The 26,460-nt window shown below is 37.4% G+C and carries 20 protein-coding genes; 11 read left to right on the top strand and 9 right to left on the bottom strand.

Annotated features, from left to right (window positions below):
* Window positions 1-6 precede the first annotated feature (6 nt).
* A complete protein-coding gene (locus ACQKN2_RS11535) occupies window positions 7-519 on the bottom strand; it encodes a zf-HC2 domain-containing protein (protein ID WP_427415100.1) in 513 nt (170 codons plus the stop codon).
* 101 nt (window positions 520-620) lie between these two features.
* Window positions 621-1,259, bottom strand: a complete 639-nt coding sequence (locus tag ACQKN2_RS11530; protein ID WP_427415099.1) for a YfbR-like 5'-deoxynucleotidase — start codon at window positions 1,257-1,259, stop codon at window positions 621-623.
* 248 nt (window positions 1,260-1,507) lie between these two features.
* Between ACQKN2_RS11530 and ACQKN2_RS11525 the strand changes: the two genes are divergently transcribed.
* A complete protein-coding gene (locus ACQKN2_RS11525) occupies window positions 1,508-1,948 on the top strand; it encodes a hypothetical protein (protein WP_427415098.1) in 441 nt (146 codons plus the stop codon).
* A gap of 345 nt (window positions 1,949-2,293) precedes the next feature.
* On the opposite strand, the gene ACQKN2_RS11520 is transcribed toward ACQKN2_RS11525, so the two are convergent.
* From ACQKN2_RS11520 to ACQKN2_RS11500, 5 genes are all read right to left on the bottom strand, one after another.
* The gene (locus tag ACQKN2_RS11520) at window positions 2,294-4,138 is read right to left on the bottom strand and encodes an FtsX-like permease family protein (RefSeq protein WP_427415097.1); all 1,845 of its coding nucleotides are present in this window, start codon (window positions 4,136-4,138) and stop codon (window positions 2,294-2,296) included.
* A complete protein-coding gene (locus tag ACQKN2_RS11515; protein ID WP_323651542.1) occupies window positions 4,128-4,889 on the bottom strand; it encodes an ABC transporter ATP-binding protein in 762 nt (253 codons plus the stop codon). Before ACQKN2_RS11515 ends, ACQKN2_RS11520 begins: the two co-directional genes overlap by 11 nt.
* Before the next feature lie 116 nt (window positions 4,890-5,005).
* Window positions 5,006-5,986 (bottom strand): sensor histidine kinase, encoded by a 981-nt coding sequence (locus tag ACQKN2_RS11510; RefSeq protein ID WP_427415096.1) that lies wholly within the window; start codon window positions 5,984-5,986, stop codon window positions 5,006-5,008.
* Window positions 5,983-6,672 carry a response regulator gene (locus ACQKN2_RS11505; RefSeq protein WP_427415095.1) on the bottom strand — a complete coding sequence of 230 codons (690 nt, stop codon included), beginning with the start codon at window positions 6,670-6,672 and terminating at the stop codon, window positions 5,983-5,985. Before ACQKN2_RS11505 ends, ACQKN2_RS11510 begins: the two co-directional genes overlap by 4 nt.
* A 415-nt stretch (window positions 6,673-7,087) precedes the next feature.
* Window positions 7,088-10,132 (bottom strand): ATP-binding protein, encoded by a 3,045-nt coding sequence (locus ACQKN2_RS11500; protein WP_427415094.1) that lies wholly within the window; start codon window positions 10,130-10,132, stop codon window positions 7,088-7,090.
* A 503-nt stretch (window positions 10,133-10,635) separates the two neighbouring features.
* Here ACQKN2_RS11500 and ACQKN2_RS11495 point away from each other — a divergent pair.
* On the top strand, window positions 10,636-11,643 hold the full coding sequence (locus tag ACQKN2_RS11495; protein ID WP_427415093.1) for a diguanylate cyclase domain-containing protein: 1,008 nt from the start codon (window positions 10,636-10,638) through the stop codon (window positions 11,641-11,643).
* 843 nt (window positions 11,644-12,486) lie between these two features.
* Here the strand turns inward: ACQKN2_RS11495 and ACQKN2_RS11490 are convergent.
* The gene (locus tag ACQKN2_RS11490) at window positions 12,487-13,611 is read right to left on the bottom strand and encodes a response regulator (protein ID WP_427415092.1); all 1,125 of its coding nucleotides are present in this window, start codon (window positions 13,609-13,611) and stop codon (window positions 12,487-12,489) included.
* Between the two features lie 44 nt (window positions 13,612-13,655).
* Window positions 13,656-13,838: a putative motility protein gene (locus ACQKN2_RS11485; RefSeq protein WP_427415091.1), complete on the bottom strand. Its 183-nt coding sequence runs from the start codon at window positions 13,836-13,838 to the stop codon at window positions 13,656-13,658.
* Between the two features lie 269 nt (window positions 13,839-14,107).
* Between ACQKN2_RS11485 and ACQKN2_RS11480 the strand changes: the two genes are divergently transcribed.
* From ACQKN2_RS11480 to nhaC, 9 genes are all read left to right on the top strand, one after another.
* Complete coding sequence (locus ACQKN2_RS11480) at window positions 14,108-14,896, top strand: 3D domain-containing protein (protein ID WP_427415090.1); 789 nt, start codon at window positions 14,108-14,110, stop codon at window positions 14,894-14,896.
* Window positions 14,897-15,053: 157 nt separating this feature from the next.
* Window positions 15,054-15,605 (top strand): superoxide dismutase family protein, encoded by a 552-nt coding sequence (locus ACQKN2_RS11475; RefSeq protein ID WP_427415089.1) that lies wholly within the window; start codon window positions 15,054-15,056, stop codon window positions 15,603-15,605.
* A 702-nt stretch (window positions 15,606-16,307) separates the two neighbouring features.
* Window positions 16,308-17,303, top strand: a complete 996-nt coding sequence (locus ACQKN2_RS11470; protein WP_427415088.1) for a TAXI family TRAP transporter solute-binding subunit — start codon at window positions 16,308-16,310, stop codon at window positions 17,301-17,303.
* A 299-nt stretch (window positions 17,304-17,602) separates the two neighbouring features.
* Window positions 17,603-18,118, top strand: coding sequence for a DUF1850 domain-containing protein (locus tag ACQKN2_RS11465; RefSeq protein ID WP_427415087.1), 516 nt, complete (start codon window positions 17,603-17,605; stop codon window positions 18,116-18,118).
* Entirely contained in the window at window positions 18,115-20,154 is a 2,040-nt protein-coding gene (locus ACQKN2_RS11460; protein WP_427415086.1) for a TRAP transporter permease, read from the top strand. The genes ACQKN2_RS11465 and ACQKN2_RS11460 overlap by 4 nt, the downstream gene beginning before the upstream one ends.
* A gap of 364 nt (window positions 20,155-20,518) precedes the next feature.
* Window positions 20,519-23,050, top strand: coding sequence for an InlB B-repeat-containing protein (locus ACQKN2_RS11455; RefSeq protein WP_427415085.1), 2,532 nt, complete (start codon window positions 20,519-20,521; stop codon window positions 23,048-23,050).
* 188 nt (window positions 23,051-23,238) lie between these two features.
* Window positions 23,239-23,382 (top strand): hypothetical protein, encoded by a 144-nt coding sequence (locus tag ACQKN2_RS11450; protein ID WP_427415084.1) that lies wholly within the window; start codon window positions 23,239-23,241, stop codon window positions 23,380-23,382.
* A 211-nt stretch (window positions 23,383-23,593) separates the two neighbouring features.
* A complete protein-coding gene (locus tag ACQKN2_RS11445) occupies window positions 23,594-24,706 on the top strand; it encodes an amidohydrolase (protein WP_427415083.1) in 1,113 nt (370 codons plus the stop codon).
* Between the two features lie 266 nt (window positions 24,707-24,972).
* Entirely contained in the window at window positions 24,973-26,418 is a 1,446-nt protein-coding gene (nhaC, locus tag ACQKN2_RS11440) for a Na+/H+ antiporter NhaC (protein ID WP_427415082.1), read from the top strand.
* Window positions 26,419-26,460 lie beyond the last annotated feature (42 nt).

The following is a 26,460-nucleotide window of genomic DNA, read 5'->3' as shown; positions in this document are numbered from 1 at the left end:
GGAACATTATTTTATAAATCTACGAAATATAATCGCAAAAGCAGCACCAAATAGTGCAAAAATAGTATGTAAAAGGGCTATGTAGCTAGCTCCAATCAACAGTGTGCCAATCTCCGTTAAGGAGTAGTGGGTGACATAGAGTGAATTATTAATATTGTTAATAATAGCCCAGACGAAAACAGGTACAGAGCTGATAGCAAAAACAATCCAAATATTTTTGTAAAAGAAATAAGTAAGACAGCCAAATATCGCGTAAGATACAGCAAAGCTTGTTTGATTACCAAGTAAGGATGAGTTAATGGCAAACATAAAGGATAGTACGATAAAAACAAGATGGAAAAACGTTATCGTTCTTTTCATTAGTAAGTGATAGCCTAGTGTTTGCTTTGAAGTAGCAAGCTGCCGACAATGCTCACAATTAGCTAAATGGTGTTCGACAAATTGGATAGTAGTTGCTTGGAGCGCTTGTTTCTTATACAAAGGTAATAAATCTTCTACAATAGAACATTCCTGTGACAAAAGCTTCCCTCCAATCGATCTCTTTCCATTATACGACTTTTTTAGGGAAATAAAAAAAGCCTTCCGTGAGTTAATTCGTTCGGAAAACTTACATGCACCTATTAATTTGATGTTAATACTTCGTTTGTCAAAGCTTGAATATCAATATGTGTTTTTTCCTTCACAGCATCCTTCAGAATCTCAGTACGGAAATAGTGAACCGACGCTTCAAGAGGAATCGTTAAAATCTTGGAAAGAGCGGATTGATACATATGCACAAATTCTTTATCTGTGTTTCCGCGTTTTAATTCAGCAAAGGCCTCATAAAATTGGTCAAGCTTATCAGCAAACTCAAGTAGGCGACCTTCTGTAGTTTTATCCTTACCTTCTTTCATGCGATCAAAGAAGACAGCCTGAAACTCTTGTGGAATCTCATCAATAATGAATTTTTCCATCATTTTTTCTTCCACATGTGCAAGCATTTTTTTTAGCTCTGGGCTCGCATGCTTTACCGGAGTTTTAATATCACCGATAAATACTTCGGCAAAGTCGTGGTTGATGGTTTTTTCATATAATGATTTCCAATTAATCGTAGCTCCATTCATTTCCTCAAGTGTGGCAAAGAACATCGCATACTGTGATACCTTCCAAGAGTGAGCAGCCACATTGTGCTCTTCAAATTTGAAGCGTCCAGGGCAACGAATAATACGCTCTAGGTCATTAAGACTTGTAAAAAATTGATGAATACCTATAAAAATCACTCCTTTTTGTTCTATATGTGCATGTTACTATAATCCATACCCTCTTTGTGCAAGTTTCAAACAATTTAACAAGGATTCAATTTGGCGTTTACAAAGGATTCACAATTGGCGATAAAGCGCGCTTAGGTTGAATGCTATAATGAGGGGGGACTGAGTCAATTATGCCTCGGCATAATTGCGTCCGGAATCGGCTTTGTGCTAGCGCAAAGAAATCCTTTCCGATTCCGTGAAAAAGGGGAGTACGCATCATGATTTCAATTTATACACTTCTTCTTTACATACATATTTTAAGTGCTGTTCTTTCGATTGGGCCTTTGTTCGTTGTTTTAACAATTGTTAAGAAAATGCGTACAGCATCTCATATTGAAATGCCACCTTATATTGAGGCATTTAAAGGAGCAATTACGATCGTCAAGCATTCGGGGCATGTTCTTGTTGCATCTGGTATTTTATTAATGTGGCATGCCGGCTATCATTGGAGTACCTCGTGGATTGTTCTTACATTTCTCGTGATGTTTGCCTCCATTGTTTTTTTAGCAAGGGCGTTCAAACCAACATTACAGACATTCAACACACCCGCCTATGACCAGCAAAAATTTGCTTCATTGTTACATCGCAAAGCATGGATGTACATTTTGTTATTGCTAATTATGTTATGGCTAATGGTAGCAAAGCCTGTGCTTTGGTAAAGAATAAAAAATGCACCCTAAGTTTTTTTAATGTTGCTGCCGCTACGTTTCACTGCGCTTTCGCACAAAAAAGATCTATTGGCTGAAGTTTATCCCTATAAATTAGAGTGATAAACCAAAAGAAACATGCTATGTGAAGTGGTTGGTTGGAGTGGAGGCTGGGTGACTCCTTGGGGATCAGCGTCACAGATGAGACCCTGCAGCGCAGCGAAGCGGCTCATCGGACGCCCCCAGGAAAGCACCCAGCCGGAACGGAAACCAACCCCTCGTTTTGCTGAAGAGCCATCCTTTAATTTTCAACAATATGAAAAATTCGCACCCTGAGAGGAGTGCGAATTTTTTTCATCAATTGCTAAGCAAGCGTTTGAAATAGCTTTTGCGAATAAATATATAACTACCGAAGAACAGGGCAAAGAAGCATAAAGAGCTCACCATAGAGACTTGTAAAAATGCTGTTGAAACCATTGCTCGCATGGCAAATAGGGTAGAAAATAACATCGTAATGGCTATGGCGAATGGTACAAATATAAGGATGGCCAGCTCCTTAGAAACAACTGTGAATAACTCTTTTTTAGATAGACCAAGTTTCCTTATGCCTACATACTTTTCTTTTTCTTGAAGAAGTGTCGTTTGTAAATAAAAGTAGAGTATACTCAGAGCCGCACTTAAGAAAATCAGACTTAACATAGAGCCGATAAAAAACATAACACTTTTTGTGAACATCTCTACGTCATACAATTCGATTTTTGAAGCTACATAACGCTCCCCATATATAGACGGCATATTCCCACTAACTTCTTTCGCAAGTTCTGTATGTGCTGTCCAATTGTCTAGTTCAAATAAATAAGTTTTATAAACAGGGGAATCGATACTGTTATAAAGATGATCTGGCACAATAAAATATGTTTGCTGGAAGCCAGTAGATAATAAGTTTCGCTCATCAACAGAAGCAAGTTTAAGGTTCTTGAGATAATGATCTTCAACTGTATTCGTTATTGGCAATAGTTTACGATTGCCAGCAACAGCTATAAATTCATCGTTATTTAAGCTAACTTTTTGATTTTTCAACAGATTATAATTGGAAACTGACATATAACCGAGTCGTTTATCTATATTTGATTTAAATTCAATGAAATATTTTTCTGAATCCACTGTGGACAATTGTTTTTCAAGATATGCAACATCCGCTGCTACCTTCCCTACGTCAGCTTTAGGATCTGCAATGTATTGAAAACTGTAAGGATAGTTCTCTTCAGTATCCTTTTTAACATTATAGTAAGAGCTAAATAAAATGCTTGTACTTAAAAAGACACCGCTTAATAAGAGAGTGATTAAAAATAGCATATTTGCGTGCGATTTCATTTTTGCATTGAGGTTGGAAGCCAGTAGCATATTTGTTTTTTGCATATAGGCTGATGATCTCTCAAAAGTTTTTAGTAGGAATCGCATTCCTTGTGAGATGACTAAATAAATTGTGGAAAGAACACTAATGAAAAACACTGTATAGTAAAGAACTCCGAGGCTCTCTACAATGTCAGGATTGATTTTTAATAAATAAGCTAGAGAAGCAGATATAATAATACTAATGAATAATAAAAGATAATGTGGTTTTAACGATTTTTCAATAACAGCATCACTTTTTAATAGCTGAATGGACGCTTCTTTATTAATAAATCTTGTCATTATTTTTGAAATCACAACGAATAATACAAGGAATAAACCAATAGTTAAACCAATTGCTTTAATAGGTAAATACATACCGAAAGTTTCTGCCTTTAAAACAACCTTAGCACCCATTAAGAAGAGAGGTGCAATGACAAGCCCAAGAATAATGGCTGTAATAATCGCCATGACACCGATTAGAATATTTTCACGAAAGACTAACGTACGAATTTGTTTCATCGATGCACCAGTAATCATAAAAATACCTAGTGTTTTTGTTTTTTTCTTTAAAAAGGCCATGATGGAATAGGTGATATAGATAAATGAAAACAAATAAACGAGCAAACTCGCTAACATTAATGCAAGGCCAAGTGTTGAGTCGGTATCTATACTTGCAAGACTCGGATGAAACACAATGACTGTAAATAGAAAGAAAATAATGATAGAGAACATACTGCTAAGGAAATACGAAACATAGGTCCATTTATCACGTAAAATGTTTTGAACAACGATATGATTAAAGCTCATGCTGTCCACCACCTAGAAAAGCAAGTGTGTCCATGATTTCCTGGTAAAATTGTTTGCGATTATGACCACGATGAATTTCGTTATATAATTTACCATCCTTAATGAATATAATACGATTGGCGAAACTTGCTACATAAGGATCATGTGTCACCATTAAAATGGAGGTTTTCAGTTCAGTATGAATCGAACTAAACAAGTGCATGACATCATTTACTGCTTTTGAATCGAGATTTCCTGTAGGCTCATCTGCCAACAATATACTTGGTTCATGAATAACCGCACGAGCAATTGCTACACGTTGTTTTTGCCCACCAGAAATTTCATAAATTCGTTTTGGCAGAAGTTCCTCAATTCCGAGAAATTGAGATACATGTTTAAGTCGTTGCTGCATTTTATCGGCAGGTAAGCTATCTAAAGTTAACGGTAATAAAATATTCTCTTTCACCGTTAATGTGTGGACAAGATTAAAATCTTGAAAGACAAAGCCTAATTCTGAACGACGGAACTTTGCAAGTTCTTCATCATCTAAAGAATAAGGATTTCTATTATTTATAAGAATTTCGCCAGTTGTAGGGCGATCGATTGTTGACACGCTATTTAAAAATGTAGTTTTCCCACTTCCTGAAGGCCCCATAACGGCTACGAATTCGTTCTCACCAAGCTGAAAATCTATACCTTTCAATGCCTTATATGTGATCTCGCCGATATATTCTTTTTGCAGATTGGTTACTTGTAGGATTGAGCTTCCCATCTTTGAACAACTCCCTTACTTCGATTGAATAGCTTAAGTATAAAGAAGGAGAGGCATATTACCTATTTGGCTATATGACGTCAATATGACAACTTTGTCATAATAGGGGCTTACAATTATGATTTTTTCGCGCTATTTGAAAAGTCTATAGAAAAGGTGGTAACGCGCTCAGAGGATTGTAAAGTAAAAGGGTGCTCTAAAACAGTCAAAATCTTTTTCACTAAATACAAACCTATACCTGTTGCTTCACCACTCGTTCTTCCTTTCACCCCTGTATAAAATAAATCAAAGACACGCGAAATTTCACTCTCGGGAATCGTTTCTCCACAGTTTTTAAGGCGTAAAGTAGCCTCATCATTAATGATTTGAATAGAGCTTTCAGACTCACTATATTTAATGGCGTTATTGATGATTTGATAAAGCACGACTTTTAACCATTTACGATCTGAATAAATAATCGTATTTTCAACAAACGTCACTTTTGGAAAAACTTCTTTGGCGATGAAATAATCCTTTAAATCATTAACAACTTCCTTCGTAAGCTCTTTTAATGACAGTGCTTCTATTTTTAAATCAGCCACTAGATTGGACGTGCGTTCATAAGTAAGTAGCTGGTTGAGGGTAAACGTCAGCTTATCACATTCCTGATTAATTGTTTGCAAGTGCTCTGATTGGTTAGTTGCATTAGATTGGATCATCAGTTGAATAACCGACAATGGTGTTTTCATTTGATGGGCAAAATGTGAAAGTACAAGCTGTTTTTCTTTCCCTTGCTCCTCTAGATATTGCTGCTGTGTTAAGTATAGATATTGCATTTGTCGTAGTTTTTGGCTATAGGCTTGCTCCATCATAGCCTGTGGTTCATGCAGATAGAGGTCATCGCCTGTTAATGTGTTCTTCTGTAAATGAGCATAGAGCTTTTTTCTACGATAATAACGTCCGATCAACCAACTGGTGAATAGGAAGCTAACGAGAAAGATAAAATAAAGATAGTGTGAAGATAAATCATCCAATGAATGAATGATCCAGGGTAATAATAGAAAGCTTACACAATAAAGAATAATTACACTTACATGGTCTCGAAAGAAAAGCTTCATTCTTCTGCCTCCACTAATTGATAACCAAGTCCGCGAATTGTTTTAATTTCTAGTCTAGATTGAATCGCCTCAAATTTTTTGCGCAATCGGCCAATATTAACAGATAAAGTGTTTTCTTCAACGAAGGATTCATCATCCCAAATGGCACTTAACAATTTTTGACGAGGAACAACAGTAGGATAAGCTTCAAATAGTAATGTACTAAGTTGCATCTCTTTTAACGTTAACAGGCTCTCGTTTTTGTCGGTGTAAAGGCGAACTGTACTAGTATTTAATGTTGTATTAGCAATGGAGATCGAAGTAGAATCGGAGGAAGCATATTCTCCGTATGTACGACGAATAAGACCATTCACCTTTGCCATAAGCACATCTAGCGAGAAGGGCTTCGTGATAAAATCATCTGCACCATTTTCAATACCATATACTTGATCGATATCATTAACACGAGCAGATACAATGATAATAGGGCAGTTGGATAGCTGACGGATTTTGCGCGACCAAAAGTACCCATCATAGGTTGGTAGGTTAATGTCCATAACAACGAGATGGGGTTGAATTGCTTGAAATTCTTCTACTATATGATTAAATTGTTGGACGGTATAGCATTCAAATTGATATTTTGATAAATGCTCCTCAATAATATTTGAAATATTGATATCGTCCTCTATTATGTAAATTTTGTACATAGTATCGACCTTTCTTTATTAACATACTATTAATGTACCCTGATTTTTAAAAATCCATAAATATGGCTCATCACCATAACGTGGGGTTGATTTCCGTTCCGACTGGGCGCTTTCCTGGGGGCGTCCGATGAGCCGCTTCGCTGCGCTCCAGGGTCTCGGGCCAACACGATGTTGGTCACGAAGGCGTTATCACAGGATGTGATGATTTTAGCCTTCGTTCCTCTATCGCTGATCCCCAAGGATTCGCCCAGTCTCCACTCCAATCAACTACAACTATCTACATAGCGTATGCTTTAATAAATATCATTCCTAGCTTTTGGCGAAGAGCTAAAAATATTTACATTAATATAGTAATTGTAACTTGAAATTATAAAAAAGAGCCACCACAAACCCAATTGGAATGTGGTGACCTCTTTCATTTATTTTTTGGAATATGGAAAGTGATAGTTGTTCCTTCATTTAGAGTGCTGTTAATTTGTAACCTCTGTCCGTAAATCCTTTTAAGACGTAAATCCGTATTACGTAGACCTACGCCAGAGTTTGGCGAATGGCTACCGGATTGTAGTTCATCTAATATACTTGAATCGATCCCAACGCCATCATCTATAACACTTACTGCGACATGATCCGGAAAATCTTTTATACGGATACAAACTGTACCGCCTTCTTCCCGTTTTAATACACCATGACAAATTGCATTTTCCACTAAAGTTTGTAAGGAGATAGGGGGGATTTCAATATTGATAATGTTATCAATATCCCATTCGATGTTTAGTAAGTCTCCAAAACGCTGCTGATTAATATAGAGATATGACCGTACTAGCTCTAATTCATCCTTAAGTGGCACTACCCGCTGTAAATTTCGCACATCGAAGCTTGCATGTAGATACTCACCAAAATGATGCATTAAGTCAATCATTCGATCTGTATCGATCGTACTAAGTGATGCAATTGAATTTAATGTATTAAATAAAAAATGAGGCTGTATTTGGGCCTGAAGCCAAGCTGTTTCCAAATGTAGTCGTTGATTGATGCTATATTTTAAATCGATTAAGGCTCTACTCCTAACCTTTAACTCTAAAGAATTAATAGGCTTCGTCACATAATCATTTGCACCATGGGCGAAACCAGTATAAACATCCTCGGAATAATTACGAGCCGTTAGTAATAAGACAGGTAATTCAAGCAATGAGTAGTGTTCTCGAATAATTTCAATTAATGCATAGCCAGATATATAAGGGAGCATCGCATCAATAATGATTAAATCCCAATCATCTCGCGGTAGCAATTCTAATGCCTTTTCGCTGCTAGCAACCGTAGTAACAGCATATTCTGTAGTTGCAAATAAGCTACGCATAATTGTTAAGTTAACAGGATCGTCATCGACCATTAAAATTTTAAATTGTTTTTCCGTTGTCGGTGATGAATTATCTTCTTCAATAGGAAGATGCATGTCCTCTTCCTCTATATAGGCTTGCTCCTCATTAACGCTTTCCTCTGCTAACGATAAGGTGAAAAAGACATCCGATCCTTTGTTAGGGATAGAATGGATTTGCAAAGTTCCACCATGTAATTCGATGAGCTTCTTTGAAATTAATAACCCGAGACCGATTCCATCATTATTGTCATTTCTCTGTTCGTAAGGGGAAAATAGACGACTTTGGATATCATCATCCATTCCTGACCCAGTATCATGAATATGGATAACCGCCATATTATTTTCTATATGGGCACTGATTTTTATAGATCCTGCACTCGTATATTTAATGGCATTGTGTAGGAGATTAAAAAGAATTTGAATCAATCGATTTTCATCGGCCACTACATTAGGGAATGACCTAGGAATCGTTGAATTCATTTGAATTTGTTTTTCGCTTGTTATAAAGCGTAACATATCAAAAACGCCATAAACTATACTTTGGACGCTAACGTTCTTTTTATGGAGATGTAAATTACCTTCCTTTAAACGAGTAAAATCTAGTATGTCATTTAATGTAAAGGACATACTTCTCCCGATATCAATGAGATGCTTTAGGTTTTGTTTATCATCAGCCATAAGCTTATTGTTTGGATTATCATAAATGGACTGTCCTAACGTAACCATTTTATTCATAGGATCCCATAGCTTTTGTGAGCTACTGGATAAAAATTCATCTTTCAAAGCATCGTCTTTTTGTAATTTAGCAATCAATTGATTAATCTGCTCTTTATTTTCAAAAAAACGTTTAAACCAATAACCTGAAAAACCGAGCATGATAAATAAATAATCGAAAGGATACATTGGTATATCAAAAGCGCAGATAAATTTGATATACCCCCATATGATACCGTTCATTGTTCCGAGAGCCGTCAGTGCTATAAAAGCAGTACTCTGTTTTTGATTTTCAAGATACTCTCTTAAAGCGAGTACTACTACAGATAAAAATGAAATGACATAAAGTATAAAGTAAAGGGAATTTATTGTGTATAACCAATTTATCGGTAAGACGACAGTGAAAAATGCTGAAAGGGCGTAGAAAGCAAAGAGCCACTGAAAGCATTTAGCATGATGATATTTAACTAGTAAAACACGCATAAATTGAACAAAGAAAAAAGAAGCCCCGAGATAAATGATAGTAGATAGCTTAAATGTCCATACATAATCGAGATGTAACCAGTTGAGCATGGATCGATCATATGAAATTAATTCATCTGCTAAAGGTAAAAGAAAGCCTATCGTAAACAGTAAAACAATTGGTTTTGGATAAATAAACAAAAACACAAGGCTGCTAAAAAGTGCGAATAATAGTAGCGTTATTGAGATTGTGGCAAGGGATAAATTGTTAATCAATTGGTGATTTGCCATAGCTGCAGCAGAACCAAATAAAATTCTTTTATCAATGATAGGGCCTGCCGATGTATCAAAATTAGATACATGTAAAAGTAAGTCAATTTCAGGCTGCTCATTTGTAAAGTAAAACGTATAAGGCGCGGTTTGACCTTTATGACTATGTGAATCAGTAGCTACAGTTCCTGACTGTTCAACCAGCTTCCCGTTAATATATAATGCTGAAGCGGTTGATACTGAAGGAATCTCAACGGCATAACGATTATCTTTGGGAGCATTGTCATTGAGTAAGATTTTTAAACGATATGTACCGTATCGTTCTGCAGTTGCCTCAGGATCTTGCATGGGAATCACCCGAGTAGCTTGTTCAAATGATTGAAGAGACTTGTTGTGATCAGTGTTTATCGGATCTATTAATAATCCGGGATGGTAGAGCCATTCCCCATCTAAGTTAAGAACTTCTTTATCGGATAGCTGATGATCCCGTAGATCAAATACACCTTCCTGGGCAATCGGTTGTTCACCGGAAGGGAGAAAATAGGCTAGCCATAGTAAACGGAGTGTAGTAAGAACTATAAAAATAAAAATAATGAAAAGCGAATGGCGTATAGTCGCTTTTTTTAACAGGGACATAAGAACCTCCAAAATTTTTCTCTTGTATTAAAAGGCCTATATTTACCATGCCATGAAATTTAGAAAATGGAAATAAGAAATTTTAAAAAAGAAAAGCTTTCAGTATCAGAAAAAGTTGAATTCCGCTCCGGGCTACTCGCCTTCCTACGCTTTGTTGTTGCTGTCGCTACGTTACACTGCGCTTTCGCACAGATAAAACAATGTTGCTGTCGCTACGTTACACTGCGCTTTCGCACAGATAAAACAATGTTGCTGTCGCTACGTTACACTGCGCTTTCGCACAGAAAACGTTCGCTCCGTGCAGGGGCTCGTCGGTCTCGCTTTCTCGCGGTAGTAGAGTAGCACTCTGCTACAACCAGCTAAAAATGTGCGCACATAGTAAAAAATCGAAAAAAATCCTTTTATCAATTAATAATAAATCTATATTTTCTAGTTTTAAGTTTTCTTTAAGAGGCGTGACGTATGATGATGGAATTAAATCTCAATGGGAGAAATGATCTATTGTGGGTAAATTCAAGTTGAAGTTATCGTTTGTTATTGTTAGTATGACGGTAATTGTTGTACTTGCGACTTTTAGTATTAGTATTTGGGGTAGCTATCGAAATTTTAATGACATTCTTATGCAAAATGAAATTGTTATGCAGGAAATATCCGTCATCACCGAGAGCTTCGTACAAGAAAAACTAAGAGAACCAAATCAAGATAAATCGATCGAGCCCGATGTGGCGCGAGTGATTGACAAGTTACTTGATGAAAGAGTAGTTTCATTTAACGCGTTGATAAAAATTATAATCGTGCCTTCATTAGTAGGATTAGTCATAGTATTTGTATTAGCTGTATGGCTTGCTTCCAAAATTGCACGACCTTTAAAAGAGCTTTCTACTAGCGTGGAGAGAGAAGAAATACAGAAGTTTGAAGAAATTAATGACTGGTTTTACGAAGCACATTCGTTAAAAAAAGTAGTGCAAAACATGGCGATTAGCTCAGAAAGCAAAATAGTTGATTTAACGAATCAGCTGAATGTAGACTCCTTAACAGGAATTCCTAACCGTAGAAGGATGGATCAAATTTTAAATGAGTTAATCATCAATAAAGTGCCACATGCAATTGTTTTAATAGATTTAGATGACTTTAAAAGTATAAATGATACTTATGGGCATATTGTAGGGGATGAAGTTTTAAAAGCTTTCGCCAATCATATGCAAGGGAATATTGAGCAACAGGGCTTGTGCTTTCGATATGGTGGGGAAGAGTTTATGGTGATATTGCCATCGACGACAATAGATGAAGCTTTAGCGTTAGCGGAGAATTTACGCATTAAGCAGGCAATGTTAGATACTGTAGATGGAAGGCATGTTACAATGTCTGCCGGAATTACAGCATTTACAGCAAATATTAAGACGGCTAATCAGATAATTACAATTGCAGACCGGGCTCTATACAAGGCGAAGCAGTCAGGAAGGAATTGCATCTGTGTCGTCGGAGAATTGTCTGAAAGAATCATTAAATAAATTATCAGCCAAATTCAAAATAAATTTTGGCTTTTACAATTAATATCTCATCATCATAACGTGGGGTTGATTTCCGTTCCGATTGGGTGCTTTTGTTGTTGCTGTCGCTACGCTTTCGCACAGATAAAACATTTGCTGCCGCTACGTTAGCACTACGCTTTCGCACAGAAAACATCCGCTGCGCTGCAGGGTCTCGGGCCAACAGATGTTTTTTGCGCGAAAGCGAAGCGGCAGCAGAGGGTTTTGTTTGTGCGAAAGCGCAGCGACAGCAACAGCACCGAGGTTGGTCACGAAGGCGTTATCACAGGATGTGATGGTTTTAGCCTTCGTTCCTCTATTGCTAATCCCCAAGGAGTCGCCCAGTCGTAACGAAGATCAACTTATATACATGGCATAAATTTTAATAAAACTATTATCAATTAGGCTGAATCTTATTAGTATGTTAATCATATCTATATTCTTTTGGTCAGATTGTGTCTACCCATATTAATGATGAAGAACTGTTGATTTTTCACGGAGAGTGGCGACTCCTGCGGGATGAGCTTGCGCTGAAAGCCCCGCAGGAACGTAGTGACGAGGAGAATCAATTATGCCTCGGCATAATTGCGTCCGGGATCGGCTGTGTGACTGCACAAATAACTCCTTTCCGATTCCGTGACATCCGCCGGAGGCTGTAACTTCTATCAGCAGGTGTCCAAACACCTGCTGATAGAAGTTACAGCCAAGCCCGCGGAAAGCGTCAACTCGGAGTGGAAATCAACCTTTGTTATAGTGATACACCTTAATTTATATTTATTCTTTTGCAATAAGCTGAAGCATTGAGAGTTAACTTCTCGATGCCTTTTATAGATTAAAATTATTCAACAGCTCGGTTGTTTCTTGCTCTGGTAAAATACCAAGATCCGCTATCAAGGTACTTTTAAAGGTATTGTAAACCTTTACTGCACCTGCTCGATTATCAACTTCTATATAGTGCCTCATTAGCTGTTGGATGGTTTTGTCAGAATATGGGTTATGTTCTACTGTTAAAAGTAATATATGCTCTCGTTTTTTTACATCATGAATTGCTGTATAGTGCTCTATTAAATCATAAAGTAAAAGAGTAAATTTGTTGTTCATAAAATTTGCTCTACTAGTAATCCAGGGATAATCTAATGAGGTCATAAATTCACCTTGGTAGTTTTGTATGAACGACTCAGCTCTTTCTACATCTATCTTTCCAGTCTCCGTTCTACCATTTAAAATATGCTCTAAGTCATGGGCATCACATTGAAATTCCCTTAATTGCAAAATGTAGCCACCATTTGCATACTGTATGACTTCTGAATAGCCCAATGCTGAAAGCGTAGTGCGTAGATAGGAAACTGTTGTATGTAACTGCACTCTTGCCTTTTTACATTCTGTATCTGCCCATAAAGCTTCGATAATTGTATCACGAGGTACATGGCTATTAAGATTGGAAAAAAGAAAGGCAAATAATTCTTTTGTTTTAAGCGTTCTCCAATGGACTGCTTTGTCATTATGTAAAACAACGAATCCGCCAAAGCATTGTATTGTAAGTGCGGGTTTATTTCGTATTTCTATAGAATTCGGTTTGTTTTCTAGTTGAAGGAGTTCTTGGATTCTGTTAATAGTTGTCTCTAGACGAGCTTTTGAAATAGGCTTTAATAAATAGTCAGTGGAGTGAATTTCAAATGCTTGTACAGCATAGTCCCGATAAGCAGTGACAAATACGATATAAATGTTTTTGTTCCGTTCTTTTAAAAGCTGTGCAATCTCTAAACCGTTCATGCCAGGCATTTCAACATCTAAAAAGGCTACTTGGAAATCTAAGCTTGGCCCCTCTGTAAGCAAACCTTTTACAGTCGTAAAAGATTTAACGACCTCTATTGAATTAAATTCCTTTAACTTTTTCTCCATGTTTATAAGAGCTAATGGCTCATCATCCATTACTATCGCTCGAATCAAAATGGGCACCAACTTTCCAATGTTAAAATTTTCAGTGAAGTAGGTTAAATTGAAATATCAATGACTGACCCTTTATACGGATGTATGGTCGCTTGCTGCTGTGGCAGATCTTTTAATAGTTCAACCGCTGCTGCAGTATTTAGATTGAGCGCATTTTGCATAACACTCATTTGCACAGTATGTTGTAGCTCCATCATCTGAGAAGACATAATTGTATTAATTTCCATCCTACATTCCTCCTTTACCATATTATCGGATAAAAGCACTGATTTTCCAACATATAAAGATTGCAAATAGAGTTCTAATATTTCCTCCATAAAATTGTTTGTTTACCAAAAATATAATTGAACTTGTATATTTTTCCGAATTTTTAGCAATAATTCGTAATATCAGGTCTGTTGTCCTGAATTATTGCTTGAATTCTCTAGCATTAAAAGCCTAAATCTAGTGTGCTAGCAGAAGACTGCGAAATAAAAATATTTGGAGGTTACAAAATATGAAAAAACAAGCTTTAGCTTTAGCTGTAACATTGACCTTGGGATTAAGTTTATTTGCTAGTCCGTCATCTGCAAAGGACAAACCCACTTTTACGCCATTCGACGCATTGTGGGGAATCTCGAAAATTTACAATTTATCTTTAGAAGATTATGAGCCAATGATTGGTGCAGACGCGAAATGGTTTTACCCAGAGCAAAGTTTAGATTTAGTCGAAACGAAAAAAGATAATTCAAAGAAAGACCAACATTTTGTTGAGGCCGGGGATACTTTATTTTCAATTGCACGTGTGAATGATGTGTCAGTGGAAGAATTGCAGGAATGGAATAACCTCGCATCTGATGTAATTTATGTAGGTGAATCATTGGCTATCGAAGCTTCAGCAGCAAAACCTAAAACGTCCGAAAGCAGACCTAAAAAGGTAGCAGCAACAACTAGTAAAAAGCAAGTAACAACTTCAACATCAAGCGCAAATTCAGAGAGTGCTCCAACAAATTCTGGCAAAACGTTAACAATGCGAGCTACAGCCTATACAGCATATTGTCCGGGATGTTCAGGGATTACAGCGAATGGAACAGATATAAGATCGAATCCAAACTTAAAGGTAATTGCAGTAGACCCACGAGTAATTCCTCTTGGGACAAGGGTTTGGGTTGAAGGTTATGGTGAAGCAATTGCAGCAGATACTGGCGGAGCGATAAAAGGTAATAAAATAGATGTATTTATTCCTACCGAGGGACAAGCTCGTCAGTGGGGCGTTAAAAACGTAACTGTAAAAATTTTAAATTAATGTAAGTTGAAGGATATCCCCTTGAATTGGAGATATCCTTTTTGTATTTTTAAAAGTTTACAAAAATTTACTCCTTAATCAATAATTCGCAAAATCCTCATTGAAATTGCATAAGTGGAAGGTTTGTTGGAAACCATCAAAAAGAGGAGGGATTTTCATGAAAAAAATGAGCTTAATAATGATTTCTTTATTAGTTTTTGTTGGTGGTTGTGGTTTCTTTGAAAAGAAGGAGCAAAAAGTGGCAGTAAATGCAAATTCAGCAGCAACGGCAACCGCGAAAGTAATTGGTAAAAATAATGAAAGCTATGGCAATGCATATTTTGAGGAAGAGGGTAATGGGGTTAAGATGACACTCGCACTATCAGGATTGCCAGCGGGAACACATGGCATTCATATTCATTCCGTTGGGAAGTGTGAACCACCAACGTTTGAATCAGCAGGTCCTCATTTTAATCCAACGAGTAAAGAGCATGGGAAGCTTAATCCTAAAGGATATCATTTAGGGGATCTTCCGAATTTAGAAGTTGGAGAAGATGGTAAAGTGGATTTGACTTTTTTAGCTGAAGGGCTAACATTAGAAAAAAATGCTGCCAACTCATTGTTACGTGATGGGGGCACTACGTTAATCATTCATGAATCTGAGGATGATTATAAAACAGATCCTTCCGGTAATTCTGGTGCTAGAATGGCTTGTGGCATTATTCAATAAGGAAAATGAATCGACTGTATCCGAAGTATATCACTTTAGATACAGTTTTTTTGTTTTAAGGGTAAAAATCGACAACAAATGATTAATGTCCGAAATAAATCGTCATCATAACGTAGGGTTGATTTCCGTTTCGGCTGGGCGCTTTGTTGCTGACGCTTCGCTTTCGCACAGAGCAAAGCTTCCTGGGGGCGTCCGATGAGCCGCTTCGCTTCGCTGCTCGCTCCAGGGTCTCGGGCCAACAGATGTTTTCTGCGCGAAAGCGTAGTGCTAACGTAGCGGCAGCAGCACCGATGTTGGTCACGAAGGCGTTATCACAGGATGTGATGGTTTTAGCCTTCGTTCCCCTATCGCTGATCCCCGAGGAGTCACCCAGCCTCCACTCCAATCAACTTATATACATAACATTCCTTTTATCACATAACCTCCCCACTTTAAAGAAGAAGGTAATGGTTACTTTGATAATGAACATGCATTTTTTATACATTTGAAAATTAAAATTGCTTTCTTGGAAAAAGAATTTAATAGCTTAATGTAGATAAAATTGGTGTAAAGAAGTTATTAATTTAATGCGGAAATGTTGGGTATTTGAGGAAAATGGTATAATTATAAAAGACTGAATTTACAATAAATAGATTGACATTATTATACTATGTTTGCTAATTTTAAATAGATTATTATTTTTAACCAAGGGGGAATATTACTGTGAAGAAAAAACAATTCAGGCTATTAATGCTATTAAGTGCCTTTGCGCTATTGATTTTAGCTGCATGTGGGTCTGATAGCGGATCGGGTTCAAAGGACTCGGATAAGGGTGATTCGACAGCATCTGATAAGCCAAAATTTTTGAACTTATTAACAGGTGGAACACAAGGTACTTACTATGCATTAGGTGGAACGTTTGCTGATCTAATTTCTAAAGAAACAGACATTAAAACAACTGCTGAAGTATCTCAAGCATCTGCTGCCAACATGACGGCTTTGCAAGATGGTAAAGGTGAAATTGCTTTCGTACAATCAGATATTGCTTATTACGCTACTGAAGGAACAATGATGTTTGATGGTAAAAAAATCGATACAATTGCTGCGTTAGGTGCACTTTATCCAGAAACAGTACAATTAGTAACGACTGAAGCGTCGGGCATTAAATCATACGCTGATTTAAAGGGGAAAAAGGTTTCTGTAGGTGCACCAGGTTCTGGAACTTATGCAAATGCTGAACAATTACTTGAAATTCATGGTTTAACAATGGATGATGTCAAAGCACAAAACCTTGATTTTGGTGAGTCTACTGACGGTCTACAATCTGGCCAAATCGATGCAGCATTTATTACTGCGGGTACGCCAACAGGCGCTGTTGAGGCATTAAATGCAACAACTAAAGTAAATATCATCGGTATGGATGCTGGTAAAGCGGATGAGTTAATTGCTAAATACCCTTACTATGCAAAAGATACTGTAAAAGCTGGTACGTATGGTATCGCGAAAGATACTGAAACAGTTTCAGTACTTGCAATGCTAGCGGTGAAAAAAGATCTTCCAGAAGATGTTGTTTATTCAATGACAAAAGCTATTTATGATAATACAAATAAAATTTCCCACGCTAAAGGGGCATTTATCAAAGCTGAGACAGGTTTACAGGGTATTAGTATTGACGTTCACCCAGGTGCTCAAAAATACTTTGATGAAGTGAAAAAATAACAGAACATTCGTGTTTAGATTTTCTCAAACTATAGCTTATAGCGAGTAAAAAGTTATTTTCTTAAATACGAAGAGGCTCGGATTGCGTAAAGCTTCGAGTCTCTTTCTTCCGTTAAGTCTAAATCGTGAGTAATAGCGAATAGCTTTAACTTCTTTCAGCGGTATTCAAACACCTGTACCTGTCGCTACGCTTTCGGTACAAAAGACATTCGCTGAAAGAAGTTAAAGCCTCCGGCGGATGTCACTGAATTCGGGACGCAATTATGCCGGGGCATAATTGATGTGGGGGAACAGATGTAGTGCGAAAGAGAAAATTAATTATTGTGTTAGCTTTTTTATGTATTTGCTTTAGTGTGGTCATTTTTCTTCCTCTTCAAAAGGTATTCGCATTTACGGAAACACGTATAAATGACCCGGTAGTGCATTATATACCACTTACAACTGAGGACACATTTGATATTAGATACACTCACTCTATTCATAAAACGGATGTACTCGAACATTATAAATGTGTAGACGGAACAAGTATTCAAATGCTAGGGATGGAGTATGAAAGTTTAGCGATCGGCATGCCAAGCTATGCAGAGGAAAATCAAACATTAACAGAACGAAATGGTAAATATTTTTTGCAGTTTGACAATGAGGTTATTGAAAATTTTACGATTTATATAGGCGATTTAGATTTAGATCTTGTATTAGATTACGAGGATTATGAATACGATTTAAAAAAAGATTTGCAAAGGGGAAAGTCCTATTTATTTGAGTTGAAGCGTTTATCGCTTTATGAACAATGGAAAGGAGTAAGGATGAAATGACGACACAGCATAAATCAAACGACGAAGTAAAAAAAGAAGAATTCGAACAAATATCAGCGGAAGAGCAGCAAGCCATACTTGAGAAATATGATATTGAATCCAATGTACGAACGGTATCGGGCGTTATGAAACATATCATTTTCTTTGGACTACTAGCATTTTCATTGTTTCAGCTTTACACAGCGGTTTTTGGCCAATTTCCAGCGCAAATTCAGCGTACGATACATTTAGGTTTTGGTTTGACCTTAATTTTCTTATTATTCCCAGCTCGAAAAAAAGCAGCAAAGAATAAAATCGCATGGTTCGATTATATTTTAGCGGTATTATCCATTGCGGTAGGTTCGTATTGGACGATGAACTATTCAGAGCTTGTTAATAGTAATGGTACCATTACACAAACAGATTTTATTGTAGGTCTCATAGCTGTTGTATTAGTACTTGAAGCAGCTCGCCGTGCAGTAGGGTTACCGATTACCATCATTGCTATATGTTTCTTAATTTATGCGTATTTCGGACCATACTTCCCAGATTTTATGGCACATAGAGGGCAAGATTTTGAGAGTATTGTCAATCTCATGTATTTTACGACAGATGGTATTTTTGGAACACCAATTAGTGTTTCAGCCACATTCATTTTTGTGTTTTTACTCTTTGGTGCATTCCTTGTTAAAACAGGTGTTGGTCAATACTTTAATGATTTAGCGGTATCTCTTGCGGGTAAATTAATTGGTGGTCCTGCAAAAGTGGCGGTATTTTCTAGTGCACTTCAAGGTACGATTTCGGGAAGCTCTGTAGCGAATGTTGTAACGTCTGGATCCTATACAATCCCGATGATGAAAAAATTGGGCTATCGTAAAGAATTTGCGGGTGCAGTTGAGGCGGCGGCATCTACAGGTGGGCAGTTAATGCCTCCGATTATGGGTGCAGCAGCGTTTTTAATGGTTGAATTTATCGGTCGCGGAATTACGTATTGGGATATTGCAAAAGCGGCGGCGATACCTGCATTGCTTTATTTTACAGGTATTTGGATTATGACTCACTTCGAAGCGAAACGCGTAGGTTTAAAAGGTTTACGTGATGATCAAATGCCAAATCGTCGAGAGGTATTTAAGAAAATTTACCTTCTATTACCGATCGTCGCAATTATCATTTTAATGTTAACGGGTACACCGGTAATGCGTGCAGCACTTTACGGTATTATTATTTCTATTGGTGTTGCGATGTTTAATAAGGAAACACGTTTAAAGCCAAAAGATATTATTGAGGCATTAGTTGAAGGGGCTCGTACAGCACTTGGTGTTGTAGCGGCAACAGCTTGTGCGGGTATTATCGTAGGTGTTGTTGTGAAAACAGGTCTAGGCTTAAGTTTAGCGAATAGTTTAGTAGAATTAGCGGGTGGTAGTATTATTTTAACGTTGATTTTTGTAATGATTGCTTCCCTAATTCTTGGGATGGGGGCACCGACAACAGCTAACTATGTAATTACGTCAACAATTGCTGCTCCGGCAATCGTTGCATTATTATCGCCGAATACACCGCAGGAATTAGTACCAGTGGTCGTTTTATTATCGGCACACTTCTTTGTATTTTACTTTGGTATTATTGCTGATATAACACCACCTGTTGCACTTGCTGCTTTTGCGGCTTCAGGAATCTCTGGTGGAGATCCGATTAAAACAGGTGTAAACTCAGCAAAGCTTGCTATTGCGGCGTTTATTATTCCGTATATGATTGTATTCTCACCTGCATTGTTAATGATAGATACAACTATACCTGAAATTATATGGGTAGTCTTCACGGCCATTACGGGAATGGTAGCTATAGGGGCGGGAGTAATCGGTTACTGGTATCGCAAAATGCTTTGGTTTGAACGCATTATTGCGATTGCAGCTGGTTTACTTCTTATCTATCCAGAAAAATTCTCGGATTGGGCTGGTTTAGCAATCTTTATTGCAATGTTTGTTATCCAATACGTAACACAGCATAAAGGTAACGATGATGACAATCGAAATAGTAAAACAAGTGTCACAGTTTAAGTAAGAAGGAAAAGGGTTTAGGTACGAAGTTATAGTAAAAAATATGAATCTGCTCATTCTCTGAGTTAGTAAGTGCATGCCTTGTATGTTTACAAGGATTTTGCTTAACTTACAAGCTACGGGAACGAGCAGATTCTTTTTCTTTTGCAGGTAGTGAAAATGAAAGTAGGATAAGAAGCATCTACATAACTCAACTTTAAAGAAATTGCAATAAAATTGATTATCAAAATTTGTTCAAAAACCAGAAAAAGTTGATTTGCATACTTTTGTCAGGATTGTTAGTTTTATAACTGTAATTAAAGGATATCCACTTTAAGATAGATATCCTTTTTATATTTTAAATGAGTTGAAAGGAGATTGCTAAATGAAAAAAGCAAGATTACTTTTAATTATTATGCTTTTAGTCTTTTCTCAATTGTCTTTGGGTAATCTATCTGTTTATGCGTCAAGCAACAATGAAAATGATAGTGTACAATCGAGAAATTTAGAGGATGAAAGTGTTCAAAAGGATGATGAAAACAAACCACCACCAAAAGATGTTTTCATAACGAAGGATCTTGGCAATGGCGTTGCAATTATTAAGCATTATTTTGGTATAGCAAAGGATTATATTATTATCCCTAGTGAAATCGGAGGTAAACCAGTTATAGAAATAGGACATGGAGCATTTTCGGATAAGAAGCTAACCAGTGTAGAAATCCCATCAAGTGTAATAGCGATTGGGGAGCTTGCATTTTCTGGTAATAAATTAACGAATGTGGATATTCCATCGAATGTTCGAACGATAGGGCAAAGTGCATTTTATAACAATCAGTTAACAACCGTAAAAATTCCTGAAGGCGTTAAGACGATAGAAGCGGCCGCATTTTATAATAATCGATTAACAAACGTAGAGATTCCATCTAGCGTAACAACGATACAGGATTTTGCATTTACTAATAATAAGTTAACAAGCTTAGAGATTCCATCGAGTGTTACATCGATAGGAACATCAGCATTTAACGGAAATCCGATAACAAGTTTAGAAATTCCAGAAAGTGTTACAACGATTAAGAGTAGTGCTTTTTATAATAACAGTCTTGATTTTGTAACGTTTAATGGTTCACATAATTTCCAATGGACTGAAAAAAATTCTCCATTCAATCCACAAAAAAAGGAAGGGAGAACGTTCTTAGGTTGGTTTGAAGATGAGGACTTTACGAAAGATTGGGATTACACAGTAGTACAACCAATGACAATTTATGCAAAGTGGAGCCATTATGCTGTCACTTTTGATTCCAACGGTGGAAGTAAAGTTCCATCGATAATGGTAGCATATAACGAAAAAATGGAAGCTCCGTCGAATCCAGTGAAAGAGGGCTACGCATTTGAAGGTTGGTATAAGGATAAAGAACTGAAAGAACTATGGGATTTCGATCAAGATGTAGTGAAAAAAGATATCACGCTATATGCTAAATGGAAAAAGGAAAGCTACATCGTTACTTTTGATGCCAATGGCGGAAGCGAAGTTCCATCCCAAACGGTAGGCTCTGGTGAGTTAGTAAAGGCTCCTTCTACTCCGGTGAAAGAAGGATACACATTTGAAGGTTGGTATAAAGATAAAGGGCTGACAGAAGCATGGAATTTCGATCAAGATGTAGTGGAAAAAGATATCACACTTTACGTCAAATGGAAGAAAGTAAGCTACATCGTTACTTTTGATGCCAATGGCGGAAGCGAAGTTCCATCTCAATCAGTAGAATCTGGTGAATTAATAAAAGCCCCATCCACTCCAGTAAAAGCAGGATACACATTCGGGGGGTGGTATAAAGACAAAGATCTAACAGAGGCGTGGGATTTTGCAAAAGACGTAGTGACAAAAAATGTTACGTTGTATGCGAAATGGACGAAGGATCATACGTCGGGTGGAGGTTCCGGTGGGGGATCGGGCGGAAGTTCGCCAAACTATAAAGTCATTTTTGACTCCGATGGTGGAAGTAAAGTGCCATCCCAAACAGTCGGTTATAACGACCTCGTGAAAGCCCCAACTACTCCGGTGAAAGAAGGCTATCGATTTGATGGCTGGTATAAGGAGGCAGCGCTTAACAATGCATGGGACTTTGCGAAAGATAAAGTAACCGCAGACATCACGTTGTATGCGAAGTGGACAAAAGATTATATAGTTACGTTTGATTCAAATGGAGGCAGTGAAGTTCCGTCGCAAACAGTACCATATAAAGCTTTAGTGAAAGTCCCTACTAATCCGAAGAAGGAAGGCTACCTATTTATCGGCTGGTATAAAAATAAAAAATTCACAAAAGCATGGGATTTTGCAAAAGATGTTGTTACAGAAGACCTCACATTATATGCGCGATGGATGAAGGAAAGCCATGGCTGTGACATTACTTTCAAGGATATTGATCATAACTGGGCACAAGATATGATTAAAGAAGTTGCCGAGCGCTGCATTATTATAGGTTTTCCAGATGGCACTTTCCTACCGAATGATATGATTCAACGTCAACACGTAGTGCTTATGATTGACCGTGCCTTACAACCAGCACCAATTCGAGATGTTGAATCCTTTTCGGATGTCCCTAAAAACCATGTGAATTATGAACAAATTACACGTCTACAACGAGCGGGTATCGTGGACGGTTCAAATGGTGCGTTCCGACCAAACGCTTCTATAACACGTGCAGAAATGGCAAAAGTGATAGTGATTGCATTTGGTTTAACGCCTGAGGGCAATAGTACATTCAAGGATGTTGATCCATCACATTGGGCGAGTAGATATATTGCTGCTTTAGCAGACCATAACATTGCGCTAGGCGATGAAAACGGTAATTTTAGACCAAATGAAAACTTAACACGAGCAGAATTTACGGCGATTATATACCGAGCACTTGGTTTATAAGCTTTACTATGAAGGGAGATGTATCATAATTTGATACATCTCTTTTTTTGATGGAATTTTAATCTAAAAAGTAGATTGGTTTTATGTTTTTTATGCATAATGAGCATCGTTTATTGCTTTTTTTACAAAGGTCATTATATAATTAATTTATCAGAAAATTCAATTAAATTAATTGAGGAGGTGATTACATGAAAAAAATTTTTAATTCAAAATTTGAAACGTATTTAATGGATCAGGAAATGGAGCTAAATATGGAAGAGGAAAAAAATGGGGAGCAACTAACAATGGTACATTATGAAGAATATCCAGAAGGTTTTTTTACAAGTTTATAATATTTATTTGAGGGGCTGTGCTAAAGGTAGAAATTACTTTTAACACAGTCCTTTGTTTTTTGGGAGTAATACAGATGAGATCCTACCCGAAGCGGCTCATCAACGCCCCCAGTCGGAACGGAAATCAACCACACGCTACGGTCATTGTCCTCTTTTTTTTGAAATCGTTTCATGTATAATGGGAAACAAAAATGCGTATAGAGGTGTCGTTATGTCAAATGCAGTGTTAGAGGAAACAATTTACCAATGGTTTGAACATTTTCATAAATACCCAGAGGTAAGTTGGAAGGAATTTGAGACTACAAAAAAGATCGCGTCGATTTTAGATGAGTTTAGCGTATCCTATCGGTTGTTAGGAGATGTTCCAGGGCTAATTGCTGAAATTGGGACAGGTGATGAAATTGTTGCTGTACGTGCAGATATAGACGCTTTATGGCAGGAAGTGGATGGGGAGTGGCGAGCGAACCACTCATGTGGGCACGATGCCAATATAACGATGGTACTGGGCGCTTTATTACTGCTGAAAGATCGACCGTTGCAACATCGCGTTCGTTTTATTTTCCAGCCTGCTGAAGAGCTTGGGAATGGAGCTTGTGCAGCTTTTGAGCGCGGCGCTGTTGATGGCGTATCGCATTTATTTGGTGTTCATTTAAGACCAATTGAAGAGCTGCCACTTGGCAAGGTTTCGCCTGCTATTCATCATGGGGCAGCTTATTTTTTAGAAGGAACAATACGAGGCACTGATGCCCATGGTGCTAGACCTCATCAAGGGAAAAATGCAATCGATGTGATTATGGCCGTACAACAAATGCTCAATAGCATACATTTATCACCTTTCGAGCCTCATTCTGCAAAGCTAACGAAGATTGTTGCTGATGGTGGGAGTACAAATATTATTCCAGGAACTGCGAGCTTCTCGATGGATATTCGAGCGCAACATAATAACCAACTAGAATTACTTCGTAGTCGGATTGAGTTTGGCTTAAACTCAATCAAACAGCAGTTTGAGATTGATATGGACTGGAAGTGGATAGATTTCACACCTGGTGCTGAGGTTTCTTCAGTTGCCGCGCGTATGGCTAAAGACGCAATTATTGAAACACTTGGGGAAGAGCATCTAGCAGGGGAAATTACAACACCTGGAAGTGATGATTTCCATTTTTACACAGTTAAAAAGCCTGAATTAAAAGCAACGATGGTTGGTATTGGTGCGAACTTAACGCCTGGATTACACCATCCAAAAATGACTTTTGAACGAAGTGCATTAATGGATGCTGCGAAAGTACTTGCTTGTGTGTTAGAAAAAAAACCTGAATACGAATAATGATTGCGAGAGGGAGCTATATCAAAATTCATTTGATATAGTTCCTTTTTATATTCTTTTTTATCGAAATGTATGAATATTTGGGATTGTCCCTAATAGCTATTTGAAAGCGTTTTATTGCGCTAAAATAGTCGAAATTGCTCGAGAAGCATAATTTTTTTGCGTTGACTTTTAATTTTTCGAATATTATGCTAAAAAACATATAAAAATATTTGCGTCTTTGACAACGGAGATTGGCTACTGGTGCAAAAAAGGGGATGGAATATATGAAAAAGGAAATTAATGCTCGTTGGGCAATTCTGACTTTTGCAATAATGATTATAGCTATGCTAATAACAGTAGTCGTGTTAGAGCAAAGTCCTCACGTACCACTTATTGTTGGAACAACTGTAGCGGCAATTGTGGCCAAAATGCATGGATTTAAGTGGATGGAAATTGAGGAAATGATGTATAAGGGGATACGTCTAGCTTTGCCAGCAATTGTTATTATTATTTTAGTAGGTTTGACAATCGGCGCATGGATTGGCGGCGGTGTCGTAGCGACAATGATTTATTTTGGTTTAAAATTAATTTCCCCAGCTTGGTTTTTAGTAACAATCATGCTGTTATGTTCAATTGTTTCCTTGGCAATTGGTAGCTCATGGTCGACGATGGCAACAATCGGCGTTGCTGGTATGGGGATTGGTTTAAGTATGGGAATTCCTGCAGCAATGATTGCTGGAGCGGTTATTTCGGGTTCATATTTTGGTGATAAGATGTCACCGTTATCAGATACTACTAATCTCGCAGCAGGTTTAACAGGTACCGACTTATTTGATCATATTAAGCACATGCTTTATACGACAATTCCAGCTTTAGTCATTGCAATCGTTGTATTTGGATTTATGGGAAGAAGCTTCGCAGATATCTCAATGAAATCAGAAAGCATTTTAACAACATTAAAAGTAATGGAGGAAAGTTTCGTTATTTCTCCTTGGTTATTGCTTGTACCAGTTGGTGTAATTGTATTGGTAGCGAAAAAAGTACCTGCGATTCCAGCTTTAGTTGTCGGAATTGTCTCAGGATTCTTACTACAAATCTTCGTACAAGGCGGCACACCTACAATGGCTGTACATGCTTTACAAGAAGGATTTGTTATTTCAACTGGCAATGACATGGTGGACAACCTATTTAACCGTGGTGGCTTAGATTCGATGATGAATACGGTTTCAATGACAATTGTGGCTATGACATTCGGTGGGGTGTTAGAATATTCCGGCATGTTAAAAGCACTTATGGATGTCATTGTAAAATTTGCAAAATCTACAGGAAGCCTAGTTGCTTCAACGATTGCTGCATGTATTACAACAAATGCTACATGTTCTGAGCAGTATATTTCGATTGTTGTTCCATCACGTATGTTTGCGAATGTGTATCGAGAGCGTGGCTTGCATTCGAAAAACTTATCTCGCGCGTTAGAAGATGGAGGAACACTAACTTCTGTATTCTTCCCATGGAATACTTGTGGAGTCTTTATTTTAGCGACGTTAGGTGTAGGAGCCATGGAATACGCACCATATGCAATTATTAACTTCCTAGTACCTATTATTTCAATTTTTTACGCATATATCGGATTTGCGATTGTTAAGCTGACACCTGAAGAAATGGAAGCAGCAGAGCAGCGCAAAAAAGAGCAAGAGATAGATGATGCTAATATGGTCATGGCTGACTAAATCCAAGAGTTAAAAGTTCACTTTTCTCTGATGTTAAGCTCT

It is taken from the genome of Lysinibacillus sp. NPDC093688 (genome assembly GCF_050280145.1).
GTDB lineage: Bacteria > Bacillota > Bacilli > Bacillales_A > Planococcaceae > Lysinibacillus > Lysinibacillus xylanilyticus_B.
The sequence above is the reverse complement of the archived record's forward strand: the minus strand, read 5'-3'. Positions and strand labels throughout refer to the sequence as shown.

Bases quoted from the DNA above. Each gene is read 5' to 3' on its own strand.
- ACQKN2_RS11460 (WP_427415086.1), top strand. From the start codon at position 18,115: ATGACGACACAGCATAAATCAAACGACGAAGTAAAAAAAGAAGAATTC.
- ACQKN2_RS11485 (WP_427415091.1), bottom strand. From the start codon at position 13,838: ATGGAAATTAATACAATTATGTCTTCTCAGATGATGGAGCTACAACAT.
- ACQKN2_RS11480 (WP_427415090.1), top strand. From the start codon at position 14,108: ATGAAAAAACAAGCTTTAGCTTTAGCTGTAACATTGACCTTGGGATTA.
- nhaC (WP_427415082.1), top strand. From the start codon at position 24,973: ATGAAAAAGGAAATTAATGCTCGTTGGGCAATTCTGACTTTTGCAATA.
- ACQKN2_RS11500 (WP_427415094.1), bottom strand. From the start codon at position 10,132: ATGTCCCTGTTAAAAAAAGCGACTATACGCCATTCGCTTTTCATTATT.
- ACQKN2_RS11515 (WP_323651542.1), bottom strand. From the start codon at position 4,889: ATGGGAAGCTCAATCCTACAAGTAACCAATCTGCAAAAAGAATATATC.
- ACQKN2_RS11525 (WP_427415098.1), top strand. From the start codon at position 1,508: ATGATTTCAATTTATACACTTCTTCTTTACATACATATTTTAAGTGCT.
- ACQKN2_RS11450 (WP_427415084.1), top strand. From the start codon at position 23,239: ATGAAAAAAATTTTTAATTCAAAATTTGAAACGTATTTAATGGATCAG.
- ACQKN2_RS11520 (WP_427415097.1), bottom strand. From the start codon at position 4,138: ATGAGCTTTAATCATATCGTTGTTCAAAACATTTTACGTGATAAATGG.
- ACQKN2_RS11475 (WP_427415089.1), top strand. From the start codon at position 15,054: ATGAAAAAAATGAGCTTAATAATGATTTCTTTATTAGTTTTTGTTGGT.
- ACQKN2_RS11445 (WP_427415083.1), top strand. From the start codon at position 23,594: ATGTCAAATGCAGTGTTAGAGGAAACAATTTACCAATGGTTTGAACAT.
- ACQKN2_RS11505 (WP_427415095.1), bottom strand. From the start codon at position 6,672: ATGTACAAAATTTACATAATAGAGGACGATATCAATATTTCAAATATT.
- ACQKN2_RS11510 (WP_427415096.1), bottom strand. From the start codon at position 5,986: ATGAAGCTTTTCTTTCGAGACCATGTAAGTGTAATTATTCTTTATTGT.
- ACQKN2_RS11455 (WP_427415085.1), top strand. From the start codon at position 20,519: ATGAAAAAAGCAAGATTACTTTTAATTATTATGCTTTTAGTCTTTTCT.